The organism is Streptomyces scabichelini (assembly GCF_011045015.1).
Lineage (GTDB): Bacteria > Actinomycetota > Actinomycetes > Streptomycetales > Streptomycetaceae > Streptomyces > Streptomyces scabichelini.
Genome location: NZ_JAAKZY010000057.1, coordinates 28,499 through 52,528, shown reverse-complemented (window position 1 = coordinate 52,528; position 24,030 = coordinate 28,499). Strand labels below are relative to the sequence as shown.

The following is a 24,030-nucleotide window of genomic DNA, read 5'->3' as shown; positions in this document are numbered from 1 at the left end:
GCCGCTCCCCCGCCACCGCCCGGGTCACCGGGATACGCCGGGCCGCCGCCTGCCGGTGCACGAACTCCGCCTGGTCCAGCGGCTCTTCGAAGCCCGTCGTCTCGATCGCGCCCACCGAACGCCCGCGCAGCACACCCGGCAGTCCCGCCACATGGTCCGCGTGGAAGTGGGTCAGCACGACGAGAGGGATGCTGGTGATGCCGAGCACGCGCAGGCATCTGTCGATCAGGACCGGGTCGGGTCCCGCGTCGACGACCACACCGGTGCCGCCGCCCGCCGCGAGCACCATCGCGTCGCCCTGTCCCACGTCGCACATCGCGAACCGCCACCCCGGCGGCGGCCACCCCGTGATCACCCGCGTGAGGGGCGCCGGCTGCACCAGCACGAGCAGGAGCAGCACTCCGCAGGCACCGCTCAGCCAAGGGTGCCCCAGGAGCCTCCGCCCGGCGAGGACGACGACCACGGTCACGCACACGAGCAGCAGCGCCCCCGGCCAACTGTCCGGCCAGTCCACTCCCGCACCGGGCAGGGCGGCTCCGGCGCGGGCGATGTCCGCGATCCATCCCGCGGGCCAACTCGCGCACCACGCCAGCGCTTTGGCGACGGGCATCGCCCACGATGCCGTGGCCAGCGTCGCGAAGCCCAGCACCGTGGCCGGCGCGACCGCGAACTCCGCGAGCAGATTGCACGGCACCGCCACCAGGCTCACCCGCGCCGAGAGAACGGCGACAACGGGCGCGCACACGGCCTGCGCGGCTCCCGCGGCGGCCAGCACCTCTGCCGGCCGCGGAGAGACCCCGCGCCTCTGGAGCGCGGTGCTCCACCTCGGGGCCAGCGTGAGCAGGGCGCCGGTCGCGAGTACCGAGAGCAGGAAGCCGTAACTCCGTGACAGCCAGGGGTCGTACAGCACCAGCAGCAGAACCGCCGAGGCCAGCGCCGGAATCAGGGACCGGCGGCGGCCGGTGGCGATGGCCAGCAGCGCGATCGCTCCACAGGCCGCGGCCCGCAGCACGCTCGGGTCCGGCCTGCACACGATGACGAAGCCGAGCGTGAGCGCGCCGCCGAGCACGGCGGTCGCCCGCAGTGGAATACCGAGCCGGGGGGCGAGTCCTCGTCTCTCGGCGTGCTGCGCACGGCCCGGCGGTCCGATGAGCAGGGCGAGCACGATCGTGAAGTTCGCCCCACTGACCGCCAGGAGGTGTGTGAGATCGGTCGCCTTGAACGCCTCGTCCAGCTCCGGCGTGATCCGCGAGGTGTCCCCGACCACAAGACCCGGCAGCAAGGCCCGTGCGTCCGGCTCCAGCCCCTCGGTCGCCTCCCGCAACCCGGCACGCAACTCCCCCGCGAACCGCTGCGCCCCAGACGGCTCCCCCACCACCCGGGGCGGCCTGCTGCCCTGCACCCGCAACACGGCCGCGATCCGCCCACCGTCCCTCAGCGCGGGCACGACTCGCGCCGCCACGCGCACCTTCGTGGAGGGCAGGAGGGAGAGCCAGGGCGAGGTCCGCGTCTCGCGTGCCGTCCCCGAGCCCGCCGTCACGATCACCAGCACCGGTGTCCGTGTCGCCGTCGCCGTCCCGTCCGGCTGCTCGATGCGTCGGACCTCGGCGTTGAGCAGCACGGCGGTCGGGGCGGCGTGGGCTCCTCTGATCCGGGGGCGGGTGAGCCGTGGGTCCGAGGTGACCTCCACGTCGGCGGTCACCTCGGCGTACTGTCGCGCCAACTCCGGGACGGGGCCACGGCGCAGGTCCGCCCCGTGCAGCCCGCCGGAGGCAGCCGCTGCCGCCACGCAGAGCAGCACGGCGGCGACGGAGGCCTTCGGCCAGGTGCGCCACAGGACCCGTCGCCCGCGGCGGCGCTCGGACTCGGCGCGCAAGCGGTTTCGGCCGGCGACCAGAAACGCACCGGCCGCGACCAGGCAGACAGCCACCACACCGGTGATCCACCCCGTCGACGCGTCCAGCGTCAGTGCCGCCGTCGCCCATGCCGCCAGGGCGGGCGGCACCAGCCGCAGGTCTGTCGGCCCCTCCTGGCGAGGACGCGCGGCGCCGAGCGGATTCCCGGAGGCGGCGTGCACGGCTACGCGGTCGTGCCTTCCGACGCTGGGCATCACCTGGTCGGGCGCGGCGGGCTCGTGGACGGTTGGGGCAGGGGCGGCTGGGTCGTGGACGGCTGGATCAGGGACGGCCGGTGCCGAGGGGATCCGCAGCGATGCCTCCGGACCGGCGGGACCATGAACCTCCGGGCCCCTCATGGTCGTACGAGATTCTGCAGATCGGCGAAACGACGGTCACCGATGCCGTTCACCTCTCGGAGTTCGTCGACCGAGCGGAAGCCGCCGTGCTGGGTGCGGTAGTCGATGATGTGCTGGGCGAGCACGGGGCCGACGCCCGGCAGCGTGTCGAGCTGCTCCAGGGTGGCCGTGTTGAGAGCGACCGGAGCGGCCGCCCCGGCGGCGGCTCCGCCGGAACCCACGGCGCCCGTGGTTCCTGTGGCGCCGCCTCCCGTAGCTCCTGTGCCTCCGGCCACGGCAGACCCCGCCGCGACCGGCGGAGCACCGACCACCACCTGCTCGCCGTCCACGAGCAGTCGCGCGCGGTTCAGCCCCGCGGTGTCGGTGCCGGGGCGCACCCCTCCGGCGGCCCGCAGCGCGTCGGCGACCCGGGAACCGGCGGGCAGCCGGTGGATACCCGGCTCACGCACCTTGCCGCTGACGTCCACCACGATCGCGGTGCCGGCCGCGCCCACGGGGTCGCGCGCGGCTGCGGAGGACCCCGGCGCCACCGCCGCTTCCTCGTACGGAGCCGAGGGTGCCGCCCGCACCACCTCCGGCGCCCGCACCGGCTGGGTCCGGCCGGACCAGAAGTGCTGCACAGCGAAGAGGGCGGCCACCAGGAGCAACACCGAGAGCGCGACCACGCTCTTCCGCTCCAGCCCGCACCTGGACTGGAGCCACAACGGCATCCGCTCCCGCACGGCAAGCCCAACTCGCTCTCGCCACGCGGCTCCAGCCCCAGCGCCAGGCCCAGCCCCAGCAGCGCCAGCCCCGGCCCCACTCCCGCCTGCGTCGGCTTCCGCGGCCCCAACCACGCCACCGCCAACTGACCCGTCCCGATGGGCCACACCTGTTCCCGGGGCAGCTTCGGGTCGTCCATGCACAACGCCAACCCGATAAGCCGCACCCGTCCCGGCACTGACAACTGAACGAGCGCCAAGGTCCGTCCCCGTCCCCATACCGGCCAAATCGGCGCCGAGAACGACTCCCGCCCTGCGCGCCCCGGTGCCGGCAAGGTCCTCGTCCGGCGCCACCGGCGGTCTGCGTCCTCCAGGCCCCTCATGCCCCAACTCCCGCCGCGCTCTCGCCCGTTCCGCGAAGATTGCCTCCGCGCGCAGGCGGAGCGACTCCGCCGAGGCCTGGCGGCGTCGGGCCCTGCCCGGGTAAGTGCGGCGGCGGTGCCGGGTGCGGCCGTCGGAGACGGGGCCGCGGCCCGGGCCGCTGGTGGCTGTCGCTGTCCGTGAAGGTGATCGAAGTGCCATGCCACGAGAATCGGGCACCACGGCACTACCGCGATGATCTTGCTCAATTCCCGGGGATTACCGCCCAGTTGTGGATAACTCCGTCGCCCTCACGAGACTCCCCCACCGGGATCACCGTGAAAAACCTCACCGAGGCGAAACCACAGCCCCCAGCAACCCGGGCCCGGTATGTGCCCCGATGACCGCTCCGACCTCACTCACATGCAGATCGGCCAGCCCCGGTACCCGAGCTCGCAACCGCTCCGCAAGCGCCGACGCCCGTTCAGGCGCGGCGAGATGATGGACCGCGATGTCGACCTGCGCGCTGCCCGCCCGCCCCGCCACGATCTCCTCGAGGCGGGCGATCGCCTTGGACGCGGTCCGCACCTTCTCCAGCAGTTCGATCCGCCCGCCGTCCAGCTGCAGCAGCGGTTTCACGGCCAGCGCGGACCCGAACAGGGCCTGCGCCGCCCCGATCCGGCCGCCCCGGCGCAGATAGTCCAGCGTGTCGACGTAGAAGTACGTGGATGTGCCCGCGGCCCGCTTCTCCGCCGCGGTCACCGCCTCGTCGATCGTTCCGTCCGCCTCCGCGGACTCGGCCGCGGCCAGGGCACAGAAGCCGAGGGCCATGGCGACCATCCCGGTGTCCACCACCCGTACGGGCACCGGCGCCTCGCGCGACGCGAGCACCGCCGCGTCGTACGTGCCCGAGAACTCGGCGGACAGATGCAGCGAGACGATGCCGGTGGCGCCCGACTCGGCGACCTTGCGGTAGGTCTCGGCGAAGACCTGAGGGCTGGGCCGGGACGTGGTGACGGGCCGTCGCTTCTGCAGTGCCAGCGCCAGCGAGCGGGCCGAGATCTCGGTGCCCTCTTCGAGCGCCTGGTCGCCGAGGACCACGGTCAGGGGCACCGTGGTGATGCCGTGGCGCTCCATCGTCCGCGGCGGCAGGTAGGCCGTTGAATCGGTGACGATCGCGACATGGCGGGACATGAGCTGGAGATTACCCGCAGGAACGCGCGGGCGGCAGCCCGGCCCGTGCCACCCGCGCCTGGACCGGCCGGATCACGTCGTGCTCCCGGATCAAGTCGTGCTCTCGGGACGGGGTTTCTTCTCCCACGGGTAGGTGGGCCGCCGTGCGGGCGGGGTGATGGCGGGCCGGGTGGGCTCCTCGGCGGTGCGGGACTCCGAGGTGTCCGGCCAGGTCTGCTGGTCGCCCGCGGCGGCCGGTGCCTCCGGCCACGGGGGCGGCGACTGCGCGGGCGCCGGCTCCGTCGTCCAGTGCCGCAGCGCGCCCGCCTCCATGTCGATCTGCTGGCTCAGCGAGTCCAGGTCGTCGCCCGCGAACCGCCGGGCCCGGTCACGCGCCGCCCACCGCAAGGCGTCGGCCGACTTCGTGATCTGCTCCGTACGCTCCCTCAGCTCCGGCAGCTGCTCGACGAGGCGGGCCCTGTTCGGCTCACGCTCCAGTCGCTTCAGCTCCGCGTCCAGTTCGTGGCCGTGCGCGCTGAGTCGCTGGAAGAGTGCCAGGGACTCCTTCAGTGACTCGTCCTCGCCCACGCCCGCGTGCAGCGCGTCCTGGGTGGCTCGCATCGACGTACGCAGGGAGAGCCGCAGTCGGGCGAGCTCGCCGAACGCTCCCGGCTGCGCGAGGGTCTTCGCCCTGAGTGTGGAGTCCTCCACCGTGCGGCGGGCCTGCGCGACGGTGCGGTCCACTCCGCGCTTGGCGGCGCCGACCACCTTCACCGTCGCATACGCCCCCAGGGCCAGGAACAGCACGAAGATCAGCGCCACGATTGCGACCACGGCTTCCATGACGCTCCTCTCGGGTCCTGCTTGCAGTGCATGCGATCTCTTCCACGGTAAACGGAAGAGGCAGGCCAGGGGTTCCGGCGGAACCCCCAACCTGCCCGTAGGGGACTACCCCGACCGCGTTACGCAGGAACGATGTTCACCAGCTTCGGTGCCCGCACGATCACCTTGCGGATCCCCGCGCCGTCCAGCGCCGCGACGACCTTCTCGTCGCTCAGCGCCGCCTTCTCCAGCTCCTCGTCGGAGATCGACGGGGACACCTCCAGGCGCGCCTTGACCTTGCCCTTGACCTGCACCACGCAGGTCACGGTCTCGTCCACGACGTACGCCGGGTCGGCGACCGGGAAGTCCTGGTGGACGACCGAGTCCGTGTGCCCCAGCTTGCGCCACAGCTCCTCGGCGATGTGCGGGGCCAGCGGCGCGACCAGCAGCACCAGGGACTCGGCGACCGACCGCGGCAGCGGCCCCCCAGCCTTGGTCAGGTGGTTGTTCAGCTCGGTGACCTTGGCGATGGCGGTGTTGAAGCGCATGCCCTCCAGGTCATGGCGTACGCCGTCGATCGCCTTGTGCAGGGCACGCAGCGTGTCCTCGTCCGGCTCGGTGTCCACGACCGTCACCGCACCGGTGGCCTCGTCCACGACGTTGCGCCACAGCCGCTGCAGCAGCCGGAACTGACCCACCACCGCGCGCGTGTCCCACGGCCGCGACACGTCCAGGGGGCCCATCGCCATCTCGTACAGGCGCAGCGTGTCCGCCCCGTACTCGTCGCAGATCTCGTCCGGAGTGACCGCGTTCTTCAGGGACTTGCCCATCTTGCCCAGCAGCCGGGTGACCTTCTCGCCTTCGTAGTAGTACCCGCCGTCGCGCTCCTCGACCTCCGCGGCGGGCACTGCGATGCCCCGGCTGTCGCGGTAGACGTAGGCCTGGATCATGCCCTGGTTGTACAGCTTGTGGAACGGCTCGGCCGACGAGATGTGGCCCAGGTCGTACAGGACCTTGGACCAGAAGCGCGCGTACAGCAGGTGCAGTACAGCGTGCTCCGCGCCGCCCACGTACAGGTCGACGCCCCCGTGCGGCATGCCGTCGCGCGGGCCCATCCAGTACCGCTCGTTCTCCGGGTCGACCAGCTTCTCGGAGTTGTGCGGGTCCAGGTAGCGCAGCTCGTACCAGCAGGAACCGGCCCAGTTGGGCATGGTGTTGGTCTCGCGGCGGTACTTCCGCATGCCCCGGCCGTCGCCCAGGTCCAGCGTGACGGCGACCCAGTCCTCGTTGCGGGACAGCGGGGTCTCCGGGGACGTGTTCGCGTCGTCCGGGTCGAAGGTGCGCGGCGAGTAGTCGTCGACCTCCGGCAGCTCCAGGGGCAGCATCGACTCGGGCAGCGGGTGGGCGACGCCCTCCTCGTCGTAGACGATCGGGAAGGGCTCGCCCCAGTAGCGCTGGCGGCTGAACAGCCAGTCGCGCAGACGGAAGTTGACGGTGCCCGCGCCGATGCCCTTGCGCTCCAGCCACTCGGTGATGCGCGCCTTGGCCTCGACGACGCCCAGGCCGTCCAGGGAGACCTCGTCACTCGAGGAGTTGACCAGTTTCGCGTCGTACGAGACGAACGCGTCGTCCCACGTAGTGGGATCCGTACCGCGGTCGTCGGAGGGTTCGACCACGCAGCGCATCGGCAGCTCGAAGGCGCGCGCGAACGCGAAGTCGCGTGTGTCGTGCGCCGGCACGGCCATGATCGCGCCGGTGCCGTAGCCCATCAGCACGTAGTCCGCGATGAAGACGGGGACCTGCTGGCCGCTGACCGGGTTGGTGGCGTACGAGCCGGTGAAGACGCCGGTCTTGTCCTTGGCCTCGGCCTGGCGCTCGACGTCGGACTTCGAGGCGGCCTGGGCACGGTAGGCGGCGACGGCTTCGGCGGGCGTGGCGTGGCCGCCGGTCCACACCTCGTGGGTGCCCTCGGGCCAGGCGGCCGGGATGAACTTCTCGACCAGCGGGTGCTCGGGCGCCAGAACCATGTAGGTCGCGCCGAACAGGGTGTCCTGGCGCGTGGTGAAGACCGTGATGACCTCGCCGTCGATCGGGAAGTCGACACGGGCGCCCTCGGAGCGGCCGATCCAGTTGCGCTGCTGCAGCTTGATGGCCTCGGGCCAGTCCAGCGCGTTCAGGCCGTCCAGCAGCCGGTCGGCGTACGCGGTGATGCGCATGTTCCACTGGCGCAGCTTGGCCTTGAAGACGGGGAAGTTGCCGCGCTCGGAGCGGCCGTCCGCGGTCACCTCCTCGTTCGCCAGGACGGTGCCCAGGCCGGGGCACCAGTTGACGGGCGCGTCGGAGGCGTACGCCAGCCGGAACTCGCTCAGGACGTCGGCGCGCTCGGCGGCGGTCAGGTCCCTCCACGCGCGCGCGTGGCCCTCGGCACTCGGTACGGCCCGCTCACCGCTCTCGAACTGGGCGACCAGCTCGGCGATCGGGCGGGCCTTCTTCGCCTCGTCGTCGTACCAGGAGTTGAAGATCTGCAGGAAGATCCACTGGGTCCACTTGTAGTAGTCCGGGTCGATCGTCCCGAACGACCGGCGGTTGTCGTGGCCCAGGCCCAGCCGGCGCAGCTGCACCTGCATGTTCTTGATGTTGGCCTCGGTGGACACACGCGGGTGCGTGCCGGTCTGCACCGCGTACTGCTCGGCGGGCAGGCCGAAGGCGTCGAAGCCCAGGGTGTGCAGGACGTTGTGGCCGCTCATGCGCTGGTACCGGGCGGACACATCGGTGGCGATGTAGCCCAGGGGGTGGCCGACGTGCAGACCCGCACCGGAGGGGTACGGGAACATGTCCATGATGAACTTCTTGGGCTTGGCGACCAGCGTCGGGTCACCGGCCAGGTCACCGCTCGGGTTGGGCGCCTGATAGGTGCCGCGAGCCTCCCAGAAGTCCTGCCAGCGTGCCTCGATCTCATTGGCCATGGCGGCCGTGTAGCGGTGCGGCGCCACCACCTCGGAGGCGGCAGCGGGGTTCGTCTCGCTCATGATCCTCAAAGCTCCATCGATCGTCTCTGCCAGCGGCCGGAAATGAAAAAGCCCCTCGCACAGGAGGGGTCGCCGCGCTGATTCCGGCCACGGATTCGTCGGTGGCCGGGACTGTTCAGCGCGGCTCGCTAAGCAGAAGGCGTACGGCACGCATGGCGTCAGGGTACCGCAGCCGCCGAGCGGGCCGCGACGAGCATTCCGGGGGCCTGCGACACGGCGTGCCACACTCTTGTTGCGGTCCCCAAAAGCTGAACAAAGGTCAAGGATTACTTCGCGTAAGGGCCTCTAAGGGGCATCACAGCTCCCTGGAAGCGCCTTGGTAACAACGCAATAACTCAAACCTCGTACCCCTCGGTATGTCTCGACCTAGAGTGCGGCAGCGGGACCGCTTTCCCGAACTGTTCGGAGTTGCCCCCATGAACCCTCGCCGCAAGAACAACAGCTCGCTCCCCCAGAGCCGGTCGGCCCGCGGAGGAATCACAGCTGCCGCTCTGCTGCTCATACCCCTGCTCGTCCTGGTCGGAGGTGACGGATTCCGCGACTTCCTCAACTTCGGCGCGGGCGTTCTGTCGCTCGTCGCCCTCACCTGCTCGGTGGTCTGGGGGCTCGTCGCCACCGACCGGGTCTTCCTCGACACACGCCAGCGGTTGATCGCCCAGGCCGTGCACAGGACGACAGCGGTGAGCTCGGTCGCCTTCCTGCTGCTGCACATCACGGCCAAGATCGCGCTCGACCACACGACGGTGCTCGCCGCGCTGATCCCCTTCAGCGGAGGCGTCAGCGGCCCCGAAGGGCTCATCGGCTTCGGCTCGCTGGCCGGCCTACTGATGATCTTCACGGCCCTCACCGGCGCCCTGCGCAGCGCCTTCGCGTCCCCGGTCCAGGTCGCCGCGCGCTGGCGCGCGGTGCACATGCTGGCCTACCCGGCATGGTGCTCGGCGCTGGTCCACGGCCTGTTCGCCGGGCGTCCCGCCGCCACCTACGTCACGGTCATGTACAGCCTGACCATCGTCGCCGTCGGCGGCGCCCTGGCCCTGCGCGCGGCTCCCCTGCCGTTCAAGCGGAAGGTGTCCCGGCGGGTCCTGGACCTGATGGGGTCCGGCAACCGGCCGATCCGCGAGGAGCCTCCGGCACGCCGTGCCACGGCGGATTCCGCGATGGCGGGCGCCGGTTCACGGCCGGGCTTCCCGCAGGGGAAGGTGCCCCAGCAGCGGACGTCGTCCCCGTCGAACGCCTCGCTGTACGACACCGGGCAGCGCTCCGCCCTCACGGACACCGGGTCTAACGCCCTCACCGACACCGGCGGCTTCGCGGCCGCCTACCGGGCCGTGTCCAACACCGGCAGCATCCCGCGCGTGCAGGACCCCCTGGGGCAGCCCGAGCCGACCCAGCGCATGCAGCAGGTTCCGATGGACATGCAGCCCACGGAGTCGCTGCCGCGCGTCGACGACAACGCCCCCCGCTGGCCGGCCCCGTCCCCGCCGCTGTACGAGGCCCCGCCGCGCCCCACCGAGGCGCCCACCACGTACAACGCCACCTACAGCTCGCCCGCGAACGGCACGGCGTACGACATGACGTATGACACCGGCTCCATCCCGGCGTACGGCACCACCTACGACACCGGCGCGATCCCTGCGTACGGGTCCAGTGATTTGTACGACACCGGTGAGACGAACGACCCCCTCGGTACGTACAACACGAATGACACGTACGACAGCGGTCCCGCCACTGAAACGCTGCCCGGTGCTTTCGATGCACCCAGCTCCGGCGAACCCTGGAACGCGCCTTCCGGAGGCTTTTAGTGAACGCCGCTCTGCCCGATGTCCCCGAGGTCCGCGTGGTCGGGCTTCCCCAGCTCACCTCGGGCTTCGACCTGGTCGAAAGACTCGATCTCGACATGCACCTGAAGGTGCACGGTCCGCTCGAGCCGATGGGCGGGGAGCAGCTGGCACTGCTGGCCGAGCGGATTTCCCTGAAGGGCCGCGGCGGAGCGGGCTTCCCCTTCCACAAGAAGCTGCGGTCGGTCGCGGAGTCCGCGATCAAACGCGGCGTCCGGCCCGTGGTCGTCGTCAACGGCAGTGAGGACGAGCCGGCCTGCCGCAAGGACACGGTGCTGATCAACCGTGCTCCGCACCTCATCCTGGACGGCGCCCTGCTGGTCGCGGAGGCCCTCGGTGCCCGCACCCTCGTGGTCGGGGTGACACGTGAATCCACCCAGAAGTCCATGGAGGCCGCGCTCGCCGAGCGCGGCCTGAGCAACCGGCGCGGATCGGTCCTCCGCGCGCGCGTGCAGCGCAATCCGGTGCGGATGGTGACCGGGGCGGCCGCCTCGCTGATCCGCTCCATCGACGGCGGCCCGGCGATCCCGCCTGGCCGCAAGATCAGCGCCTCGCAGAGCGGCGTCGGCGGCGCCCCCACGCTGCTGTCCAACGCCGAGACGTTCGCCCAGCTGGCGATCGCCGCGCGCATCGGCTCCGAGCGCTACGGCAACACCGGTCTGTACGACGAGCCCGGCACGATCATGGTCACCGTCTCCGGCGCGGTCGCGCGCCCCATGGTGATCGAGATGCCGACCGGTGTGCCGCTGCGGTACGTGCTCCAGCTCGCCGGCGCGCCGCCGGTCCCGCAGGGCGTGCTGACCGGCGGCTACCACGGCAAGTGGATCGACGCGGCGACGGTCAACGAGGCCATCGTCTCGCGCAACTCCCTGGACGCGGTGGGCGGTTCGCTCGGCGCGGGCGCGATCCTCCCGATCAGCCAGGAGACGTGCCCGCTGGGCGAGTCGCTGCGGGTGGCGCAGTGGCTGGCCGAGGAGAGCGCGGGACAGTGCGGTCCCTGCTACCTCGGTCTGCCCGCCGCGGCGCGCGGCATGGAGGACATCCTCAACGGCGGCGGTCCCGCCGCTCTGGAAGCGCTGAAGCAGGTCGCCCATGCCGTGAAGCGACGCGGTGCGTGCTCGCACCCGGACGGCTCCGCGATGTTCCTGGAGTCGACCATCAAGGCGTTCACGGACGACCTGGCCGCACATGTCCTCGGCAACGGCTGCGGCAGGCCCGTGGAGGGCGTTCTGCCGCTCTTCGAGGGCGGCCAGCAACCGACCGGCATCCCGGGCGGCCAGGGGCAGCTGGAGGCAGGTCCCAGCCGGCAGAAGATCTACGTCGACTGGACGCTCTGCCAGGGACACGGTCTGTGCGCCGACATCCTCCCGGAGGTCTTCGAACTGGGCGCCGACGGCTTCCCGACCGTCGCACAGGGGCAGGTGCCCCGCTACGCGGAGCAGAAGGCCATCCGCGCCGTACGCCGCTGCCCGGCGCTCGCCCTGCGCCTTGAAGAGGACACGTCCGGCGCCCCGCCCCGCAACAACCTGCCCGTCCTGTCGCAGGGCCGCGGCCAGGGCCGGGGCCGACGCGCCCTCGGCAGCGGCCGCTGACACCACGCCCCCACCGGCGGCCCGGTCTCCCGGGCCGCCCCCCATAAGTCGGCCGGCCTCATAAGCCGGCCAAACGAAAGGCGGGCCATCCTGATCAGGATGGCCCGCCTTCATCTGGTGTGGAGCTAAGGAGATTTGAACTCCTGACCCCCTGCATGCCATGCAGGTGCTCTACCAACTGAGCTATAGCCCCTCGCGGTCACGCGGCGGAGCCGCATATTGACCGCGTCGCCGGTTTCCCGGCGGCGACGCCAACATTACACGGTCCTCCCGGTGCACCACCAAATCGTTTACGGAGTGCACCGACAGGCACGGACGGGCCGACACGGACAGGCAGGCAGGCAGGGACAAGCAGACACGGGCAGGAGGGCAAGCCGGATCGCGGTCAGGCCGTGGCGAACGAGTAGAACCGTTTGAGCGTGCAGTGCTCGTCGAGGAGCCGGCCGTAGATCGGCTCGCCCTCCAGTTCCCGGTACGTCTCGATCGGGTCGCCTTTTATGATCAGCGCCCGCGCGCATTCCTCGCACCAGTACTGGTAGTCGTGGTTGACCGGCTCCATGTCGCGGACGATCGGCGTGCCACTGCCACACCAATCGCACTTTCGCCTGTGCGCACCCATCGATCAGCTCCAGCTGTGGCCGCAGGCCGTGCACACGTAGGAGATTCCGCCGTTGTCGCCGAGGACTTGGGCGACGTGGGCCGATCCGCAGGAAGGGCAGTCGAGGCGGGTGGTCCTGTCCCGTATCACCTCTGCGTCGAGGAGGTCGTCGACCTCCCCGAGGATGCTCGCAGGCATCGCCACTCCCTCCCGTCGGGTCGCGCCCCCTTCCGGCCGTTTGATTCTGCCACGGCCGGACCAATACGGTCAGCGACGCCTTCGTACCAGTCCGGACACGACGCCCGCGGCGGCTGTTCCGGCCAGCGCGAACGTGCAGACGAGGAGCGCCTCCGAAGAGGTATACGCCTCCGGGGCCCCAAGTGACTCAAGTCGGTTCAAGAAGAGTGTGCCGAACGCCGCGACACCGATGAGCTGGCCGAGTTGGGTGACCGTCGCGAGCAGTCCGCTGGCGTCCGCCGCGTCCTCGGGGCGCACCGTGGCCAACGCGCGCGTGAGGGTCGGGCTGAAGCCGAGCGCGAGTCCCACACCCACGCCGACGAACGCGACGTACAGCCAGAAGCCCGTCTCCCGGCCGTCCCGCAGTGCCAGGCCCACCCCGGCCATCGAGAGCGCGGCGAGCGCGAACCCGGCCGGGATCAGGGCGCGTTGCCAGGAAGCGGGCCAGTTGCGCCAGGTCAGCCCGACCACGCCGAAGACCACCGCGGTCGGCGCGAAGGTGAGCCCCGCGCGCAGTGCGCTGTAGTCGAGGCCGCCCTGGACGTGCAACGTGAGGGCGAACAGGAAACCGCCGTTGACCGCCATCACGGCCATGATCCGGAAGACCGCGAGGCCGATGCCGGGGTGCCGCAGCACCCGGGGCGCGATCAGCGGGGCGCCGCCGCGCCGGGAGAGCCAGGACTCGTACACGCAGAACACGGCGAAGAACACCACGGCGGCGGCCAGCGACAGCCACGACCACAGTGGCCAGTCCTTCTCCTGACCGAGCACCAGCGGCACCGTGAGCAGCGACACGGCGGCGGCGAGGAGCAGCAGGCCCGGCAGGTCGAGGCCGCGTGAACGCTCCCTCGCCGACACGTCGTCGCGCGGCAGTACGCGCGCGCCGAGGGCCAGGAGTACGAGGCCCACGGGCACGTTCACCAGGAACACCGGCCGCCAGCCGGTGCCGAACAGGTCCGCGCTGACCAGGACGCCGCCCAGCACCTGTCCGGCGGCGGCGCCGGTCGCGAGAACGGCCGAGTACGCGCCGAGGGCCTTGGCCCGTGCTTCTCCGGTGAAGTTCCGCTGGATCAGGCTGAGCACCTGCGGGATCATCACGGCCGAGCCGGCGCCCTGGACGAGGCGGAAGACGATCAACTCGGTGGTGCCCTGGGCGAGTCCGCAGGCCAGCGAGGCCGCCGTGAACAGAGTGAGCCCGGCGAGATAGACCCGCCGATGGCCGAGCCGGTCGCCGATGCGGGCGCCTGTGATGAGCAACACGGAGTACGTGATGGCGTATCCGGCGACCACCAGCTGCAACTCGGCGCCGGACGCGTTCAGTTCGGTGCCGATGGTGGGCACCGCGACATTGACGATGAAGACGTCGAGCAGGGCCATGAACTGGGCGGCGAGGACGACCGCGAGGAGTCGTCCGGGGCGATTGTCAGTGCCAGGGTCTTTACTGGTTGCAGGACTTGGACCGGTTGCGGGATCCGGGTCCGCGGGGGTTGTCGTCGTCATGGCATCGAGCGTGCTCGCACGCCGGTACGGGTAACGAGAGCCCGCCGATGCTGGTAGTGACAGCACCTGGCAGGGGACAGGTGAGGCGCCGACGATGGGGGATGTGACGATGACCACGGCACAGCGTCGCCGGCCGGAGCTGGCCGCCTTCCTGCGCAGCAGGCGGGCGCGGGTGACACCGGCCGACGTGGGCATGCCGCCGGGTCTGCGCCGCCGCACCCCGGGGCTGCGCCGTGAGGAGGTGGCACAGCTGTCGGGGGTCGGCGTCACCTGGTACACGTGGCTGGAGCAGGGCCGGCCGATCAACGCGTCGCCGCAGGTCCTGGACGCCGTGGCGCGCACCCTGCGCCTGGACCAGCCGGAGCGCGAGCATCTGTACCACCTGGCGGAGGTGCCGTACGCGCCCGGTCCCGAGAGCACCGCGCTGGCCGTGGGCCCGGAGATCCAGGAGATCATCGACGCCCTCGATCCGCAGCCGGCGGTGGTCTACAACACGCGGTACGACATCCTCGCCACCAACCCCGCCTACCGGGACCTGTTCTTCATACAGCAGACGCGAGACGCCGCCGGAGGGATGTTGCACAACGCGCTGTGGATGCTGTTCATGGTGCCCGAGGAAGACTGTCCTGTGGCCTTCCTGGACAGCGAGCTGCCCGTGATGGTGGCGACGTTGCGGTCCGCGTACGGCAGACATGTCGGCGAACCCGCCTGGGAGGACTTCATACGCCGGCTGTCTCAGGCCAGCCCGCGCTTCGCCGAGCTGTGGAGCAGCGGCGATGTGGCGCCGCCGGGGTCGCGGGTGAAGACGTTCCGCCACAAGACGGTGGGCGAGCTGCGGATGACGTCGATGTCCCTGTCGGTCGACGGCATGCCCGAGTGCCGGATCGTGGTGTACCGGCCGGTCGACGAGGAGACGAGGGCGCGCGCGGCCTGCCTGCGGGACCTGAGGCGCGACGAAAAATCCCGCTCCCCTGAGGGGAACGGGATCCTCGCGCGGTAGCGCTTCTGTTCTGTCTTTGCGGTCTCTGTGGAGCTAAGGAGATTTGAACTCCTGACCCCCTGCATGCCATGCAGGTGCTCTACCAACTGAGCTATAGCCCCTCGCGCTCACCCCGCCGGGCGGGTTGAACAAGAAGAACTTTAGCTTGCGACCAGCCGGAAAGTGAAATCCAGCCCTACGGACGCCTGGGGCCGAGACCCACCGGGACGAGGCCCACCGCCGACGTCGTCCATGTCGGTCTCCGTCAGTCTCCGCGTCAGTCGTCGTCTCCCAGGACCGGCTGCGGCAACGTGCCCGCGTTGTGCTCCAGGAGGCGCCAGCCGCGGGCGCCCTCGCCGAGGACGGACCAGCAGCAGTTGGAGAGTCCGCCGAGGCTTTCCCAGTGGTGGGCGTCGAGGCCGAGGAGGCGGCCGATGGTGGTGCGGATGGTGCCGCCGTGACTGACCACCACGAGTGTGCCGTCGTCGGGCAGCTTCTCGGCGTGCCGGAGCACCACGGGGGCGGCGCGTTCGGCGACCTCGGTCTCCAGTTCGCCGCCGCCCCGGCGCACCGGCTCACCGCGCTTCCACGCCGCGTACTCGTCGCCGTACCGCCCGATGATCTCCTCGTGCGTCAGCCCCTGCCAGACGCCCGCGTACGTCTCGCGCAGGCCCTCGTCGTGCGTCACGTCGAGGGCAGTGAGGGCGGCCAGTTCGCCCGCGGTGTCGGCCGCCCGCTTCAGGTCCGAGGCGACGATCGCGTCGGGCTTCAGGGAGGCGAGCAGCCGGGCGGCGCGGCGGGCCTGCTCGATGCCGATCTCGGTGAGCTCGACGTCCGTGGTGCCCTGGAAGCGGCGCTCCACGTTCCAGGAGGTCTGTCCGTGGCGCCACAGGATGACGCGGCGCCCCCGGCCCGCTTTCTTACCGGTCTCGGACAGCGGCCTGCCGTCCGTCCCGGCCGAAGACCCGACGCCGTCCGCGGCCGAAGACCCCGCCTCTGCGCTCAACGCCACTCACCGCCCAGTCCGGCGTCCTCCGCCTCCTGGAGCTTGGCGTGCTCCGCCGCCTTGCCGCGGGTGGCCTTGGCGTCGGCGGGCAGCTCGAGCTCCGGGCAGTCCTTCCAGAGCCGCTCCAGGGCGTAGAAGACGCGCTCCTCGCTGTGCTGGACGTGCACCACGATGTCGACGTAGTCGAGCAGCACCCAGCGGGCCTCGCGGTCGCCCTCGCGGCGCACCGGCTTGGCGTCGAGTTCCTTGTTCAGCCGCTCCTCGATCTCGTCGACGATCGACTTGACCTGGCGGTCGTTGGGCGCGGAGGCCAGCAGGAAGGCGTCCGTGATCGACAGCACGTCGCTGACGTCGTACGCGATGATGTCGTGCGCGAGCTTGTCTGCGGCCGCCTGCGCGGCGGTGGTGATGAGCTCGAGAGAGCGGTCAGTGGCGGTCACTACAAGGCTTTCCGTCGGCGGTCAGAATCCCCGAAGGGTTACCCCAAGGGTCTCACGGACCGCCGACAGCACCCGAGACGATCAGCCCGACGACCCGCTCGCCTTGTAGTTCTGCCCCAGCACCACCGACACATCCGCGTTCGAAGCGCCCTTGGCCTTCTTCACGGAACTGGTCGGCAGCCCCAGCGTCTTGGCGACCTCCACCGCGTCCTCCTTCTTCGCGGCGTCGGTGTATGTGATCTGGGACACCGACTGGGCGGCATCGGCCTTGCCGGCGTCGACGAAGGTGTAGCCGCCGTTGAGCAGCACGACGCGGGCCTGCTCGGTGGCGTCCTCCTTGCCGGTGGCGTTGCGGATGCCGACCTGGACGGCCGCGTCCTTCTCGGGGCTCTTCGCGGTTCCGCCGAGCACGTTCTTGACGATGCTGTCGCTCGCCTTCGCGCTCAGCCTGCCGTCCGACTGGACCGGCAGCAGCGTGGTCTTGTAGTCGCCGCCCTTGGCGTGGTCCGCGAGCTTGGCGAGGAAGGCGCCCAGGTCCTTGTCGGTCAAGGGCGGCTCGATGATCTGCGCCAGCGTCTGCACGGTGGTCGTCGCGGCCTGCGCATCCGACGACACCTTGCGCAGCACTCCCTGCATGACCTGCCCGAACCGCTCCAGCTGCGCGTTCTGCGCCTCCCCGGAGCCGCGGTACGTGGCGTACGCGACGGCCATCTTGCCGCTGAGCGTCTGGTCCTCACCCTTGTTGACCAGGGGGGCCTCGCCCTTCTTGGCCTCCGGGTCGGGCACGTCCGTGTTGGTGTCGATGTCGATGTTGCCGACGAGCTCGACGAGGTTGTTGAGGTAGGGGGTGTCGAGGCGCCAGGTGCCCTCGATGTCCGTGCCGAGCACGGTGTCGATCGCGTCGCGCGTCCCGGAGGAGCCGTCGTCGTCGACGGACTTGGCGAGCGTCGTCGTGGTGCCGTTGTCGTTGTCCGTCACGGCAAAGGAGTTGGGCACCAGGACGGTCGCGCCCTCCTTGGTGGTGGTGTTGTTGACCAGAAGTGCCGTCGAGGTGCCGCCGCCATTGGTGTTGTGCAGATGGACGACGATCACGTCACGGTTCTGGGCGCCCGCGGCCGTCGTACCGCCGGTCTTCGCCTCCGACGACGTGCCCGGCAGCTTCCCGGCGTACCAGAGGTAGCCGGCGCCGCCGACCGCGACCAGGGCGAGTACGACGACCAGGGTGACGAAGCGGCCGCGGGCCCTGCGCCGGGCCTCCTCGCGCCGCTCGGTGCGGTTCTCGGTGAAGTTCAGCCAGTCGATGACGTCTTCGGAGTCGTCGTCCGGCTCCTCGACGAAGGTGAACTGCTCGGTGCGGTAGTCCCGTTCACCCCGCTGCCCGGCCTCTGGCTCCCCGGCCTGCGTCCGCTCCGCGGGCCCCGCCTGCTGCGGGATGTAGGCGGTCTGCTCGGCGACGCGCGGCTGCTGCCCGCTGCCCGCGGCCTGCCCGTAGGGGTCGTACGCGGTCGGAGCGGCTCCCGGAGCCGCCCCCGAAGCCCCCGAAGCACCCGCGCCATAGGGGTCGTACGAACCGTACGAGTGGTACGGGTCGTGCGGGGCGACGGGCTGCTGATGACCGGTACCGGTGTCGTACGACGGTGCCGGTTGCTGCTGCCCGTTCGCGTACGGGTCGTAGCCGTAGCCCTGATGCTGCGAGCCGTAGGAGTCGTACCCCTGAGGGGCCTGGGAAGGCGGCGACACCTGCCGGTACACAGGCTGGCCGAACTCGTCGTAGCCGACGAGCTCGTAACTCTGGTCGCCCCCGTACCCAGCGTCGTATCGGTCGTTCACCGGTGCCCCTCTCGGCTCACTCGCCGCGGTACAGCTCACGCTTGTCGATGTAGCGCACCACACCGTCCGGCACCAGATACCAGACCGGGTCGCCCTTGGCGACCCTGGCACGGCAGTCCGTGGACGAGATGGCGAGCGCGGGGACCTCGACGAGCGAGACACCGCCCTCCGGGAGTCCCGGGTCGGTCAGCGCGTGACCGGGCCGGGTGACCCCGATGAAGTGCGCGAGGGAGAACAGCTCTTCGGCATCGCGCCAGGTGAGGATCTGGGCGAGCGCGTCGGCGCCGGTTATGAAGAAGAGGTCCGTGTCGGGATTGAGTGCGCGCAGATCGCGCAGCGTGTCCGTGGTGTACGTCGGGCCGCCCCGGTCGATGTCGATGCGGCTCACCGAGAACTGCGGGTTCTCGGCGGTCGCGATGACCGTCATCAGATAGCGGTCCTCGGCCGCGGAGACCTTGCGGTCGGTCTTCTGCCACGGCTGTCCGGTCGGCACGAACACCACCTCGTCGAGGTGGAACTGCGCGGCGACCTCGCTGGCCGCGACCAGGTGGCCGTGGTGGATCGGGTCGAACGTCCCGCCCATGACGCCGAGGCGGCGTTTGCCCGGGTTCGACGGGCCGCCCGCCGGGCTGTTCTCCCGACTGCTCACCGGGCCGGTTGGCATGTCCTGCTCTCCCATGCGTGCTGAGCCTACCGGCCCGTCCTTCGAGCTCCGGCGCGAAGCCGTCAGCGGTCCCGGTTGAAGCGAGTGGTGATCCACAGCAGCAGAAGGAGGATGAAGAGCGCGCCGCCGCCGGTCAGGTAGGCGTTGAGGCTCTCGTGGTTGCCACTGTGCTCCTCGCCTTCGGCGGCGATCTGGACCAACTGGGCAGCGGTGCTGTGGAAGCTCATCTTCGGCAGGACCTATCCGGTGTCGGCGGGGTACAGGGGGATACAGACGTACGGCCATCGTAAGCGTCGGCCGCCGCCCGGATCACGTCGGCTCCGCCGCAGGGGAACTTCATCCGGTTCTCAGTCGTCTTTGTAACCGCGCAGCAGGAACCAGGCGACCAGAACGCAGCCGACGACCATCACGATCAGCACGACACGGAGGAGATTCCCCGCCCCCTGCTGCTGCGCGGCGCTCGCTGCTTCGGCGAGCCAGGCTTGGGGGTTGTGCTCCATGGCGTGCGACTCCTTCGCTGTACTGCAAGTCCACGGTATCTCCGCCTAGGCTGGTCCCCGCCTTGGGGGCACAGAGGGCAACCAGACGCATGGGGGACCACATGCCAGACGACAGCCACGAGAACGTACCGAGCAGGCAGCGCAGGCGCTTCGAGGGGATCTCCTCCCGGGCGTACGAACACCCCGCTGACCGCTCGGCCCTGGTCGCCCTGCGCAAGCTCAGCGGCTTCGACACGGTGTTCAAGGCGCTCAGCGGACTGCTCCCGGAGCGCAGCCTGAGGCTGCTGTTCCTGTCCGATTCCGTACGGGTCTCGGACGCGCAGTTCGCACACCTGAACGACATGCTGAGGGACGCCTGCTACATCCTGGACCTGGAGAAGGTCCCGCCGATGTACGTCAACCAGGACCCGCAGCCGAACGCGATGTGCATCGGCCTGGACGAGCCGATCATCGTCGTCACCACCGGCCTCGTCGAACTGCTCGACGAGGAGGAGATGCGGGCGGTCGTCGGCCACGAGGTCGGCCACGCCCTGTCCGGCCACTCCGTCTACCGCACGATCCTGCTCTTCCTCACCAGCCTCGCGCTCCGCGTCGCCTGGATCCCGCTGGGCAACCTCGCGATCATGGCCATCGTGACGGCCCTGCGCGAGTGGTTCCGCAAGTCCGAGCTGTCCGCGGACCGCGCCGGACTCCTGGTCGGCCAGGACCTGCAGGCCTCGATGCGCGGCCTGATGAAGATCGCGGGCGGCAACCACCTGCACGAGATGAACGTGGACGCGTTCCTCGCGCAGGCCGAGGAGTACGAGGCCGGGGGCGACCTCCGCGACTCCGTACTCAAGATCCTGAACGTCATGCCCCGCTCCCACCCCTTCACCACCGTGCGGGCGGCCGAGCTGAAGAAGTGGGCCGAGTCCCGCGACTACCAGCGGATCATGGACGGCCACTACCCGCGCCGCGGCGAGGACGGCGACACCAAGGTCACGGACTCCTTCCGCGAATCGGCGGCCAGCTACGCCAGTGACGTGCGGAGTTCGAAGGACCCGCTGATGAAGCTGGTCAGCGACATCGCGGGCGGCGCGGGCGACCTCGGCGGACGGGTACGGCGCGGGTTCGGGGGCTTCGCCACGGGCTCCCCCAAGGACCAGCCGCGAGGCGACGGCCCCGACGACGAGAGCCCCAACGGAAGCGCCTGATCACCATCTGAGGCCGGCCGGACGAAGACCGGCCGGACAGAGAGACCCGGATAAAAGGGAAATGGGACCGGCCGGGCAGAAACCGGCCGGGTCACACCCTGGGCTGGGCACTGGCCGCCAGCGACCCGCACAGCGCCGTGGCACTTCCCGTCGCGTACGGGTCGGTGCCTGCCGGTCCGCCCGCCTTGGCCGTCTGCCCCGCGAGCAGCGGGCGCAGATGGTTCGTCGCGTCCTCGGCACAGGCGAGCGGCCCGGCCTGGACATACGAGACGACGAGTTCGGTCTGGCGCATCCGCAGGTCGTCGCGGTCGAACCGGAAGTGCAGCTCGCGCCGCACGGTGAACAGCGAGGCCTTGGCACCGTCGTCCGAGCCGGTCGGCCGCAGCGCGTAGACGAAGGTGTGGTCGGCCGTGACCTCAAGAGTGTCGGAGTCGGTCTCGGCCGCCTGCAGCGTGCCCTGCACCCGGATCCTGGAGTCGGCCAGCTGGGCCTGGGAGGGGTCGAAGCGGACCAGCCAGCCGGTGGGCGCGTGCCGCCCGTCCGCGGCCGGGCGGTCGAAGCTCTGGTCGAACTGGTCGAGCTGCTGCGGGTCAAGCAGTATCCGTACGGGCCTGGTGGCGCCGCCGGTGAGGACGTCCGGGTCGAGCGCGGACTCGACGAGGAAGTCCTTCGCCGTGGTGAGGGCCGTGACGACCTGGCTGTCCGAGAAGTGGGCGGTGCGCCGGGATGCGGGCATCGTGATGCCGTCGGCGCCGATGCGGAACTGGTCGGCGGGGCTGCGCGCGTACAGCAGCTCCGTGTTGGCGGCGCCGGGTACCGCGCCCTGCGGCGCGAGGGGTATCACCGTCATCCGCAGCGGCTCGGGCGGCTTCGCCGCGGGCGTCTGGTACGGGTGGCGCACACCCATGTAGATCGCGGTGCCGAAGGCGACGGCGATCAGCAGGACGAGGATCAGCGCCTGCCGGGACAGGCCGCGGCGCAGCGGCGGGCGGCGCCGTACCGCCGGGGCGTGGTCGGCGATCCGCTCCTGCGCGGAGAACTCCTGGAGACGGGCAGCACGGACGAACGACTCGTCGAAGACGACGGATCGGTACTCTTCCTCACCACCACCGGGAGCGCCGTCGGGTGTCCCCTCCGGTGGGTCTCCTAGCCCGCCCATACCTTAGAGAGTAGGTCTCCTGGACCTCAGGTAAACGCCGCTGTACACGACAAGTTCACGGCGTGCGCGGTACCGCCGTGGCGGGTGGCTGAGAGTAGTCGGCGGAGGCCGAGGGGCCCGTTCCGGTTCCTTGCTCGAGGCCGGTCGAGGCGGGGGCCTGCGGACCCGGGTCCTGGCGGCTGGACGAGGCGCCCCGGTAGACCGCCGTGAAGGCGAGGGCGACCATGCCGATGCCCATCACGAGGGCGAGCATCCAGGCGACGGGGCGGTGCCAGCGGGCCTGTTTGCCGTACGCCCCCGGGTGTCCGTAGCGGCCGTGGAGGACATCGCGGTCGTCCAGGTCGTCAAGGTCCGGATCATGGCCGAAATCACCACGGCCGTCGCGTCCGTACCCGTCTCCGTAGCGCTCGTCGTCGCCGCGTGCGCCTCTGGTGCGCCCCCGGCGCGCCTCGGCCTCGGAGGCCTCCGCACGGGCCTGCGCGGCGGCCAGGAGGCGTTCGACGGCGGTCGGCTCGTGGACCCTGGCCGCCCGTACGAAGGCCTCGTCGAAGACCACGGAGGCGAACTCTTCGTCCGAGCCTCCGCGGTCGCGGTCGTCGTCGGGCTCCCAGCCGTCGGGAAACGGCGTGCCCCCCACGTCCTCCGGCACAGATCCAGAGTAGACCTGAGGGGTCAATTTGGGCAGACGGTACGGAAATTCATCCACCTGGCGAGACGGCTTCTTCGAGCGAGGCCGGGTGGGCCAGGACCTGAGCGGTCTCGGGGAAGGGCCACAACGAACCCGCAGCTTCAAACCCGCCCTCTCAGCGGAGCGTTCAGCGGCGGATGTGGCCATCGCCCGTGACGATGTACTTCGTGCTCGTCAGCTCCGGCAGCCCCATCGGGCCCCGCGCGTGCAGCTTCTGCGTGGAGATGCCGATCTCGGCGCCGAAGCCGAACTGGCCGCCGTCCGTGAAGCGCGTGGACGCGTTCACGGCGACCGTCGTGGAGTCCACCAGCTGGGTGAAGCGGCGGGCCGCCGGCTGGGAGGTGGTGACGATGGCCTCCGTGTGGCCGGAACTCCACAGCCGGATGTGCGCCACGGCCTTGTCGAGCGAGTCGACGACGGCGGCCGCGATGTCGTACGACAGGTACTCGGTGTCCCAGTCGTCGGTCGTGGCTTCCACGACGGTGGCCTTGGAGCCCTTGGCGTACGCCAGCACGCGCTCGTCGGCGTGCACGGTGACCCCGGCGTCGGCGAGGGCGTCCAGGGCGCGCGGCAGGAACTCGGGGGCGATGTCCTGGTGGACGAGGAGCGTCTCGGCGGCGTTGCACACGCTGGGCCGCTGCGCCTTGGAGTTGATCAGGATCTCGATCGCCATGTCGAGGTCGGCGTGCGCGTCGACGTACACGTGACAGTTGCCGGTGCCGGTCTCGATGACCGGGACGATGGACTCCTGCACGACGGTACGGATCAGGGAGGCGCCGCCACGCGGGATCAGTACGTCGACCAGGCCGCGGGCGCGCATCAGCTCCCGTACGGATTCCCGGTTCTCGCCCGGTACGAGCTGCACGGCGTCGGCGGGCAGGCCCGAGCCGCCGACGGCGTCGCGCAGGACGCGTACGAGGGCGGTGTTGGACTCGTACGCGGAGGACGAGCCGCGCAGCAGCACCGCGTTGCCGGACTTCAGGCACAGCGCGGCGGCGTCGACCGTGACGTTCGGCCGGGCCTCGTAGATGATCCCGACGACACCGAGCGGAACGCGGACCTGACGCAGGTCGATGCCGTTCGGGAGGGTCGAGCCCCGGACGACCTCGCCGACGGGGTCGGGCAGCGCCACCACGTCACGCACGTCGGAGGCGATGGCGCGGATCCGCTCGGGTGTGAGCGTGAGCCGGTCGATGACGGTGTCGCTGGTGCCGGCCTCGCGGGCGCGGGCGATGTCCTTTGCGTTGGCCTCGACGATCTCGCTCGTACGGACCTCCAGCGCGTCCGCGATCGCGAGGAGCGCGTCGTCCTTCTCGGCCCGTGGCAGCGGAGCGAGGTCGGCGGCGGCGGACTTCGCGCGGTAGGCGGCCTGGGTGACCGGGGTCATCGAGTCGTACGGCGAGAGCGTGGTCATGTGAGCAGCGTAATGCGCTCGGGGCCACCGTCCAGCCGGTGTTCCACACCCCG

General features: G+C 70.6%; 21 protein-coding genes and 2 tRNA genes. 4 read left to right on the top strand and 19 right to left on the bottom strand.

The genetic code is table 11. The features are described 5' to 3' along the window. From G5C60_RS19630 to leuS, 5 genes are all read right to left on the bottom strand, one after another. The coding region (locus G5C60_RS19630) for a ComEC/Rec2 family competence protein (protein ID WP_241266915.1) at positions 1–2,110 on the bottom strand (2,110 nt) is incomplete at its 3' end. Between the two features lie 140 nt (positions 2,111–2,250). Further along, the gene (locus tag G5C60_RS54190; protein ID WP_420907390.1) at positions 2,251–2,964 is read right to left on the bottom strand and encodes a ComEA family DNA-binding protein; all 714 of its coding nucleotides are present in this window, start codon (positions 2,962–2,964) and stop codon (positions 2,251–2,253) included. Between the two features lie 699 nt (positions 2,965–3,663). Continuing rightward, the gene (locus G5C60_RS19620; RefSeq protein ID WP_165261015.1) at positions 3,664–4,509 is read right to left on the bottom strand and encodes a DegV family protein; all 846 of its coding nucleotides are present in this window, start codon (positions 4,507–4,509) and stop codon (positions 3,664–3,666) included. A 90-nt stretch (positions 4,510–4,599) separates the two neighbouring features. Continuing rightward, positions 4,600–5,331 carry a hypothetical protein gene (locus tag G5C60_RS19615; protein WP_165261013.1) on the bottom strand — a complete coding sequence of 244 codons (732 nt, stop codon included), beginning with the start codon at positions 5,329–5,331 and terminating at the stop codon, positions 4,600–4,602. Between the two features lie 119 nt (positions 5,332–5,450). Next, the gene (leuS, locus tag G5C60_RS19610; protein WP_165261012.1) at positions 5,451–8,339 is read right to left on the bottom strand and encodes a leucine--tRNA ligase; all 2,889 of its coding nucleotides are present in this window, start codon (positions 8,337–8,339) and stop codon (positions 5,451–5,453) included. A gap of 416 nt (positions 8,340–8,755) precedes the next feature. Here leuS and G5C60_RS19605 point away from each other — a divergent pair, with 416 nt between their 5' ends. Together G5C60_RS19605 and G5C60_RS19600 are read left to right on the top strand one after the other, a co-directional pair. Next, positions 8,756–10,141: a ferric reductase-like transmembrane domain-containing protein gene (locus G5C60_RS19605; protein ID WP_206439719.1), complete on the top strand. Its 1,386-nt coding sequence runs from the start codon at positions 8,756–8,758 to the stop codon at positions 10,139–10,141. Beyond that, the gene (locus G5C60_RS19600) at positions 10,141–11,769 is read left to right on the top strand and encodes an NADH-ubiquinone oxidoreductase-F iron-sulfur binding region domain-containing protein (RefSeq protein ID WP_165261009.1); all 1,629 of its coding nucleotides are present in this window, start codon (positions 10,141–10,143) and stop codon (positions 11,767–11,769) included. The genes G5C60_RS19605 and G5C60_RS19600 overlap by 1 nt, the downstream gene beginning before the upstream one ends. Positions 11,770–11,889: 120 nt before the next feature. Here the strand turns inward: G5C60_RS19600 and G5C60_RS19595 are convergent. From G5C60_RS19595 to G5C60_RS19580, 4 genes are all read right to left on the bottom strand, one after another. Beyond that, a tRNA-Ala gene (locus tag G5C60_RS19595) sits at positions 11,890–11,962 on the bottom strand. Positions 11,963–12,154: 192 nt separating this feature from the next. After that, positions 12,155–12,388 carry a hypothetical protein gene (locus G5C60_RS19590; RefSeq protein WP_010986886.1) on the bottom strand — a complete coding sequence of 78 codons (234 nt, stop codon included), beginning with the start codon at positions 12,386–12,388 and terminating at the stop codon, positions 12,155–12,157. Between the two features lie 3 nt (positions 12,389–12,391). Then, on the bottom strand, positions 12,392–12,565 hold the full coding sequence (locus G5C60_RS19585) for a hypothetical protein (RefSeq protein ID WP_165261007.1): 174 nt from the start codon (positions 12,563–12,565) through the stop codon (positions 12,392–12,394). A 69-nt stretch (positions 12,566–12,634) separates the two neighbouring features. Beyond that, positions 12,635–14,104, bottom strand: a complete 1,470-nt coding sequence (locus tag G5C60_RS19580) for an MFS transporter (RefSeq protein WP_165261005.1) — start codon at positions 14,102–14,104, stop codon at positions 12,635–12,637. A 109-nt stretch (positions 14,105–14,213) separates the two neighbouring features. Between G5C60_RS19580 and G5C60_RS19575 the strand changes: the two genes are divergently transcribed. Next, positions 14,214–15,104 (top strand): helix-turn-helix transcriptional regulator, encoded by an 891-nt coding sequence (locus tag G5C60_RS19575; RefSeq protein ID WP_165261003.1) that lies wholly within the window; start codon positions 14,214–14,216, stop codon positions 15,102–15,104. 28 nt (positions 15,105–15,132) lie between these two features. On the opposite strand, the gene G5C60_RS19570 is transcribed toward G5C60_RS19575, so the two are convergent. The 7 genes from G5C60_RS19570 to G5C60_RS19540 form a co-directional block, all read right to left on the bottom strand. Continuing rightward, positions 15,133–15,205 (bottom strand) — tRNA-Ala (locus G5C60_RS19570). Between the two features lie 155 nt (positions 15,206–15,360). Next, positions 15,361–16,020, bottom strand: a complete 660-nt coding sequence (locus tag G5C60_RS19565; protein ID WP_165261023.1) for a histidine phosphatase family protein — start codon at positions 16,018–16,020, stop codon at positions 15,361–15,363. Between the two features lie 65 nt (positions 16,021–16,085). Further along, positions 16,086–16,529: a ribosome silencing factor gene (rsfS, locus tag G5C60_RS19560; RefSeq protein WP_165261000.1), complete on the bottom strand. Its 444-nt coding sequence runs from the start codon at positions 16,527–16,529 to the stop codon at positions 16,086–16,088. Between the two features lie 81 nt (positions 16,530–16,610). Beyond that, complete coding sequence (locus G5C60_RS19555) at positions 16,611–18,359, bottom strand: LytR C-terminal domain-containing protein (protein WP_165260998.1); 1,749 nt, start codon at positions 18,357–18,359, stop codon at positions 16,611–16,613. Positions 18,360–18,375: 16 nt separating this feature from the next. Continuing rightward, positions 18,376–19,038: a nicotinate-nucleotide adenylyltransferase gene (gene nadD, locus G5C60_RS19550; RefSeq protein WP_165260995.1), complete on the bottom strand. Its 663-nt coding sequence runs from the start codon at positions 19,036–19,038 to the stop codon at positions 18,376–18,378. 47 nt (positions 19,039–19,085) lie between these two features. Then, positions 19,086–19,250: a hypothetical protein gene (locus G5C60_RS19545; protein ID WP_165260992.1), complete on the bottom strand. Its 165-nt coding sequence runs from the start codon at positions 19,248–19,250 to the stop codon at positions 19,086–19,088. Positions 19,251–19,370: 120 nt separating this feature from the next. Further along, entirely contained in the window at positions 19,371–19,523 is a 153-nt protein-coding gene (locus tag G5C60_RS19540) for a hypothetical protein (RefSeq protein WP_165260989.1), read from the bottom strand. Between the two features lie 89 nt (positions 19,524–19,612). Here G5C60_RS19540 and G5C60_RS19535 point away from each other — a divergent pair, with 89 nt between their 5' ends. After that, a complete protein-coding gene (locus G5C60_RS19535; protein WP_165260986.1) occupies positions 19,613–20,716 on the top strand; it encodes a M48 family metallopeptidase in 1,104 nt (367 codons plus the stop codon). Positions 20,717–20,807: 91 nt separating this feature from the next. Here G5C60_RS19535 and G5C60_RS19530 read toward each other — a convergent pair whose 3' ends face one another. From G5C60_RS19530 to G5C60_RS19520, 3 genes are all read right to left on the bottom strand, one after another. Continuing rightward, the gene (locus G5C60_RS19530; protein ID WP_165260983.1) at positions 20,808–21,875 is read right to left on the bottom strand and encodes an SCO2583 family membrane protein; all 1,068 of its coding nucleotides are present in this window, start codon (positions 21,873–21,875) and stop codon (positions 20,808–20,810) included. A 55-nt stretch (positions 21,876–21,930) separates the two neighbouring features. Next, positions 21,931–22,524 carry an SCO2584 family spore wall biosynthesis protein gene (locus G5C60_RS19525; RefSeq protein ID WP_165260980.1) on the bottom strand — a complete coding sequence of 198 codons (594 nt, stop codon included), beginning with the start codon at positions 22,522–22,524 and terminating at the stop codon, positions 21,931–21,933. Between the two features lie 166 nt (positions 22,525–22,690). Next, complete coding sequence (locus G5C60_RS19520; RefSeq protein WP_165260977.1) at positions 22,691–23,977, bottom strand: glutamate-5-semialdehyde dehydrogenase; 1,287 nt, start codon at positions 23,975–23,977, stop codon at positions 22,691–22,693. Between the last annotated feature and the right edge of the window lie 53 nt (positions 23,978–24,030).

Coding starts and splice junctions, on each gene's coding strand:
- G5C60_RS19575 (WP_165261003.1), top strand. CDS start 14,214: ATGACCACGGCACAGCGTCGCCGGCCGGAGCTGGCCGCCTTCCTGCGC.
- G5C60_RS19590 (WP_010986886.1), bottom strand. CDS start 12,388: ATGGGTGCGCACAGGCGAAAGTGCGATTGGTGTGGCAGTGGCACGCCG.
- G5C60_RS19615 (WP_165261013.1), bottom strand. CDS start 5,331: ATGGAAGCCGTGGTCGCAATCGTGGCGCTGATCTTCGTGCTGTTCCTG.
- G5C60_RS54190 (WP_420907390.1), bottom strand. CDS start 2,964: ATGCCGTTGTGGCTCCAGTCCAGGTGCGGGCTGGAGCGGAAGAGCGTG.
- G5C60_RS19620 (WP_165261015.1), bottom strand. CDS start 4,509: ATGTCCCGCCATGTCGCGATCGTCACCGATTCAACGGCCTACCTGCCG.
- G5C60_RS19585 (WP_165261007.1), bottom strand. CDS start 12,565: ATGCCTGCGAGCATCCTCGGGGAGGTCGACGACCTCCTCGACGCAGAG.
- G5C60_RS19540 (WP_165260989.1), bottom strand. CDS start 19,523: ATGGAGCACAACCCCCAAGCCTGGCTCGCCGAAGCAGCGAGCGCCGCG.
- G5C60_RS19535 (WP_165260986.1), top strand. CDS start 19,613: ATGGGGGACCACATGCCAGACGACAGCCACGAGAACGTACCGAGCAGG.
- G5C60_RS19545 (WP_165260992.1), bottom strand. CDS start 19,250: ATGAGCTTCCACAGCACCGCTGCCCAGTTGGTCCAGATCGCCGCCGAA.
- leuS (WP_165261012.1), bottom strand. CDS start 8,339: ATGAGCGAGACGAACCCCGCTGCCGCCTCCGAGGTGGTGGCGCCGCAC.
- G5C60_RS19580 (WP_165261005.1), bottom strand. CDS start 14,104: ATGACGACGACAACCCCCGCGGACCCGGATCCCGCAACCGGTCCAAGT.
- nadD (WP_165260995.1), bottom strand. CDS start 19,038: ATGGGAGAGCAGGACATGCCAACCGGCCCGGTGAGCAGTCGGGAGAAC.
- G5C60_RS19530 (WP_165260983.1), bottom strand. CDS start 21,875: ATGGGCGGGCTAGGAGACCCACCGGAGGGGACACCCGACGGCGCTCCC.
- G5C60_RS19520 (WP_165260977.1), bottom strand. CDS start 23,977: ATGACCACGCTCTCGCCGTACGACTCGATGACCCCGGTCACCCAGGCC.
- G5C60_RS19605 (WP_206439719.1), top strand. CDS start 8,756: ATGAACCCTCGCCGCAAGAACAACAGCTCGCTCCCCCAGAGCCGGTCG.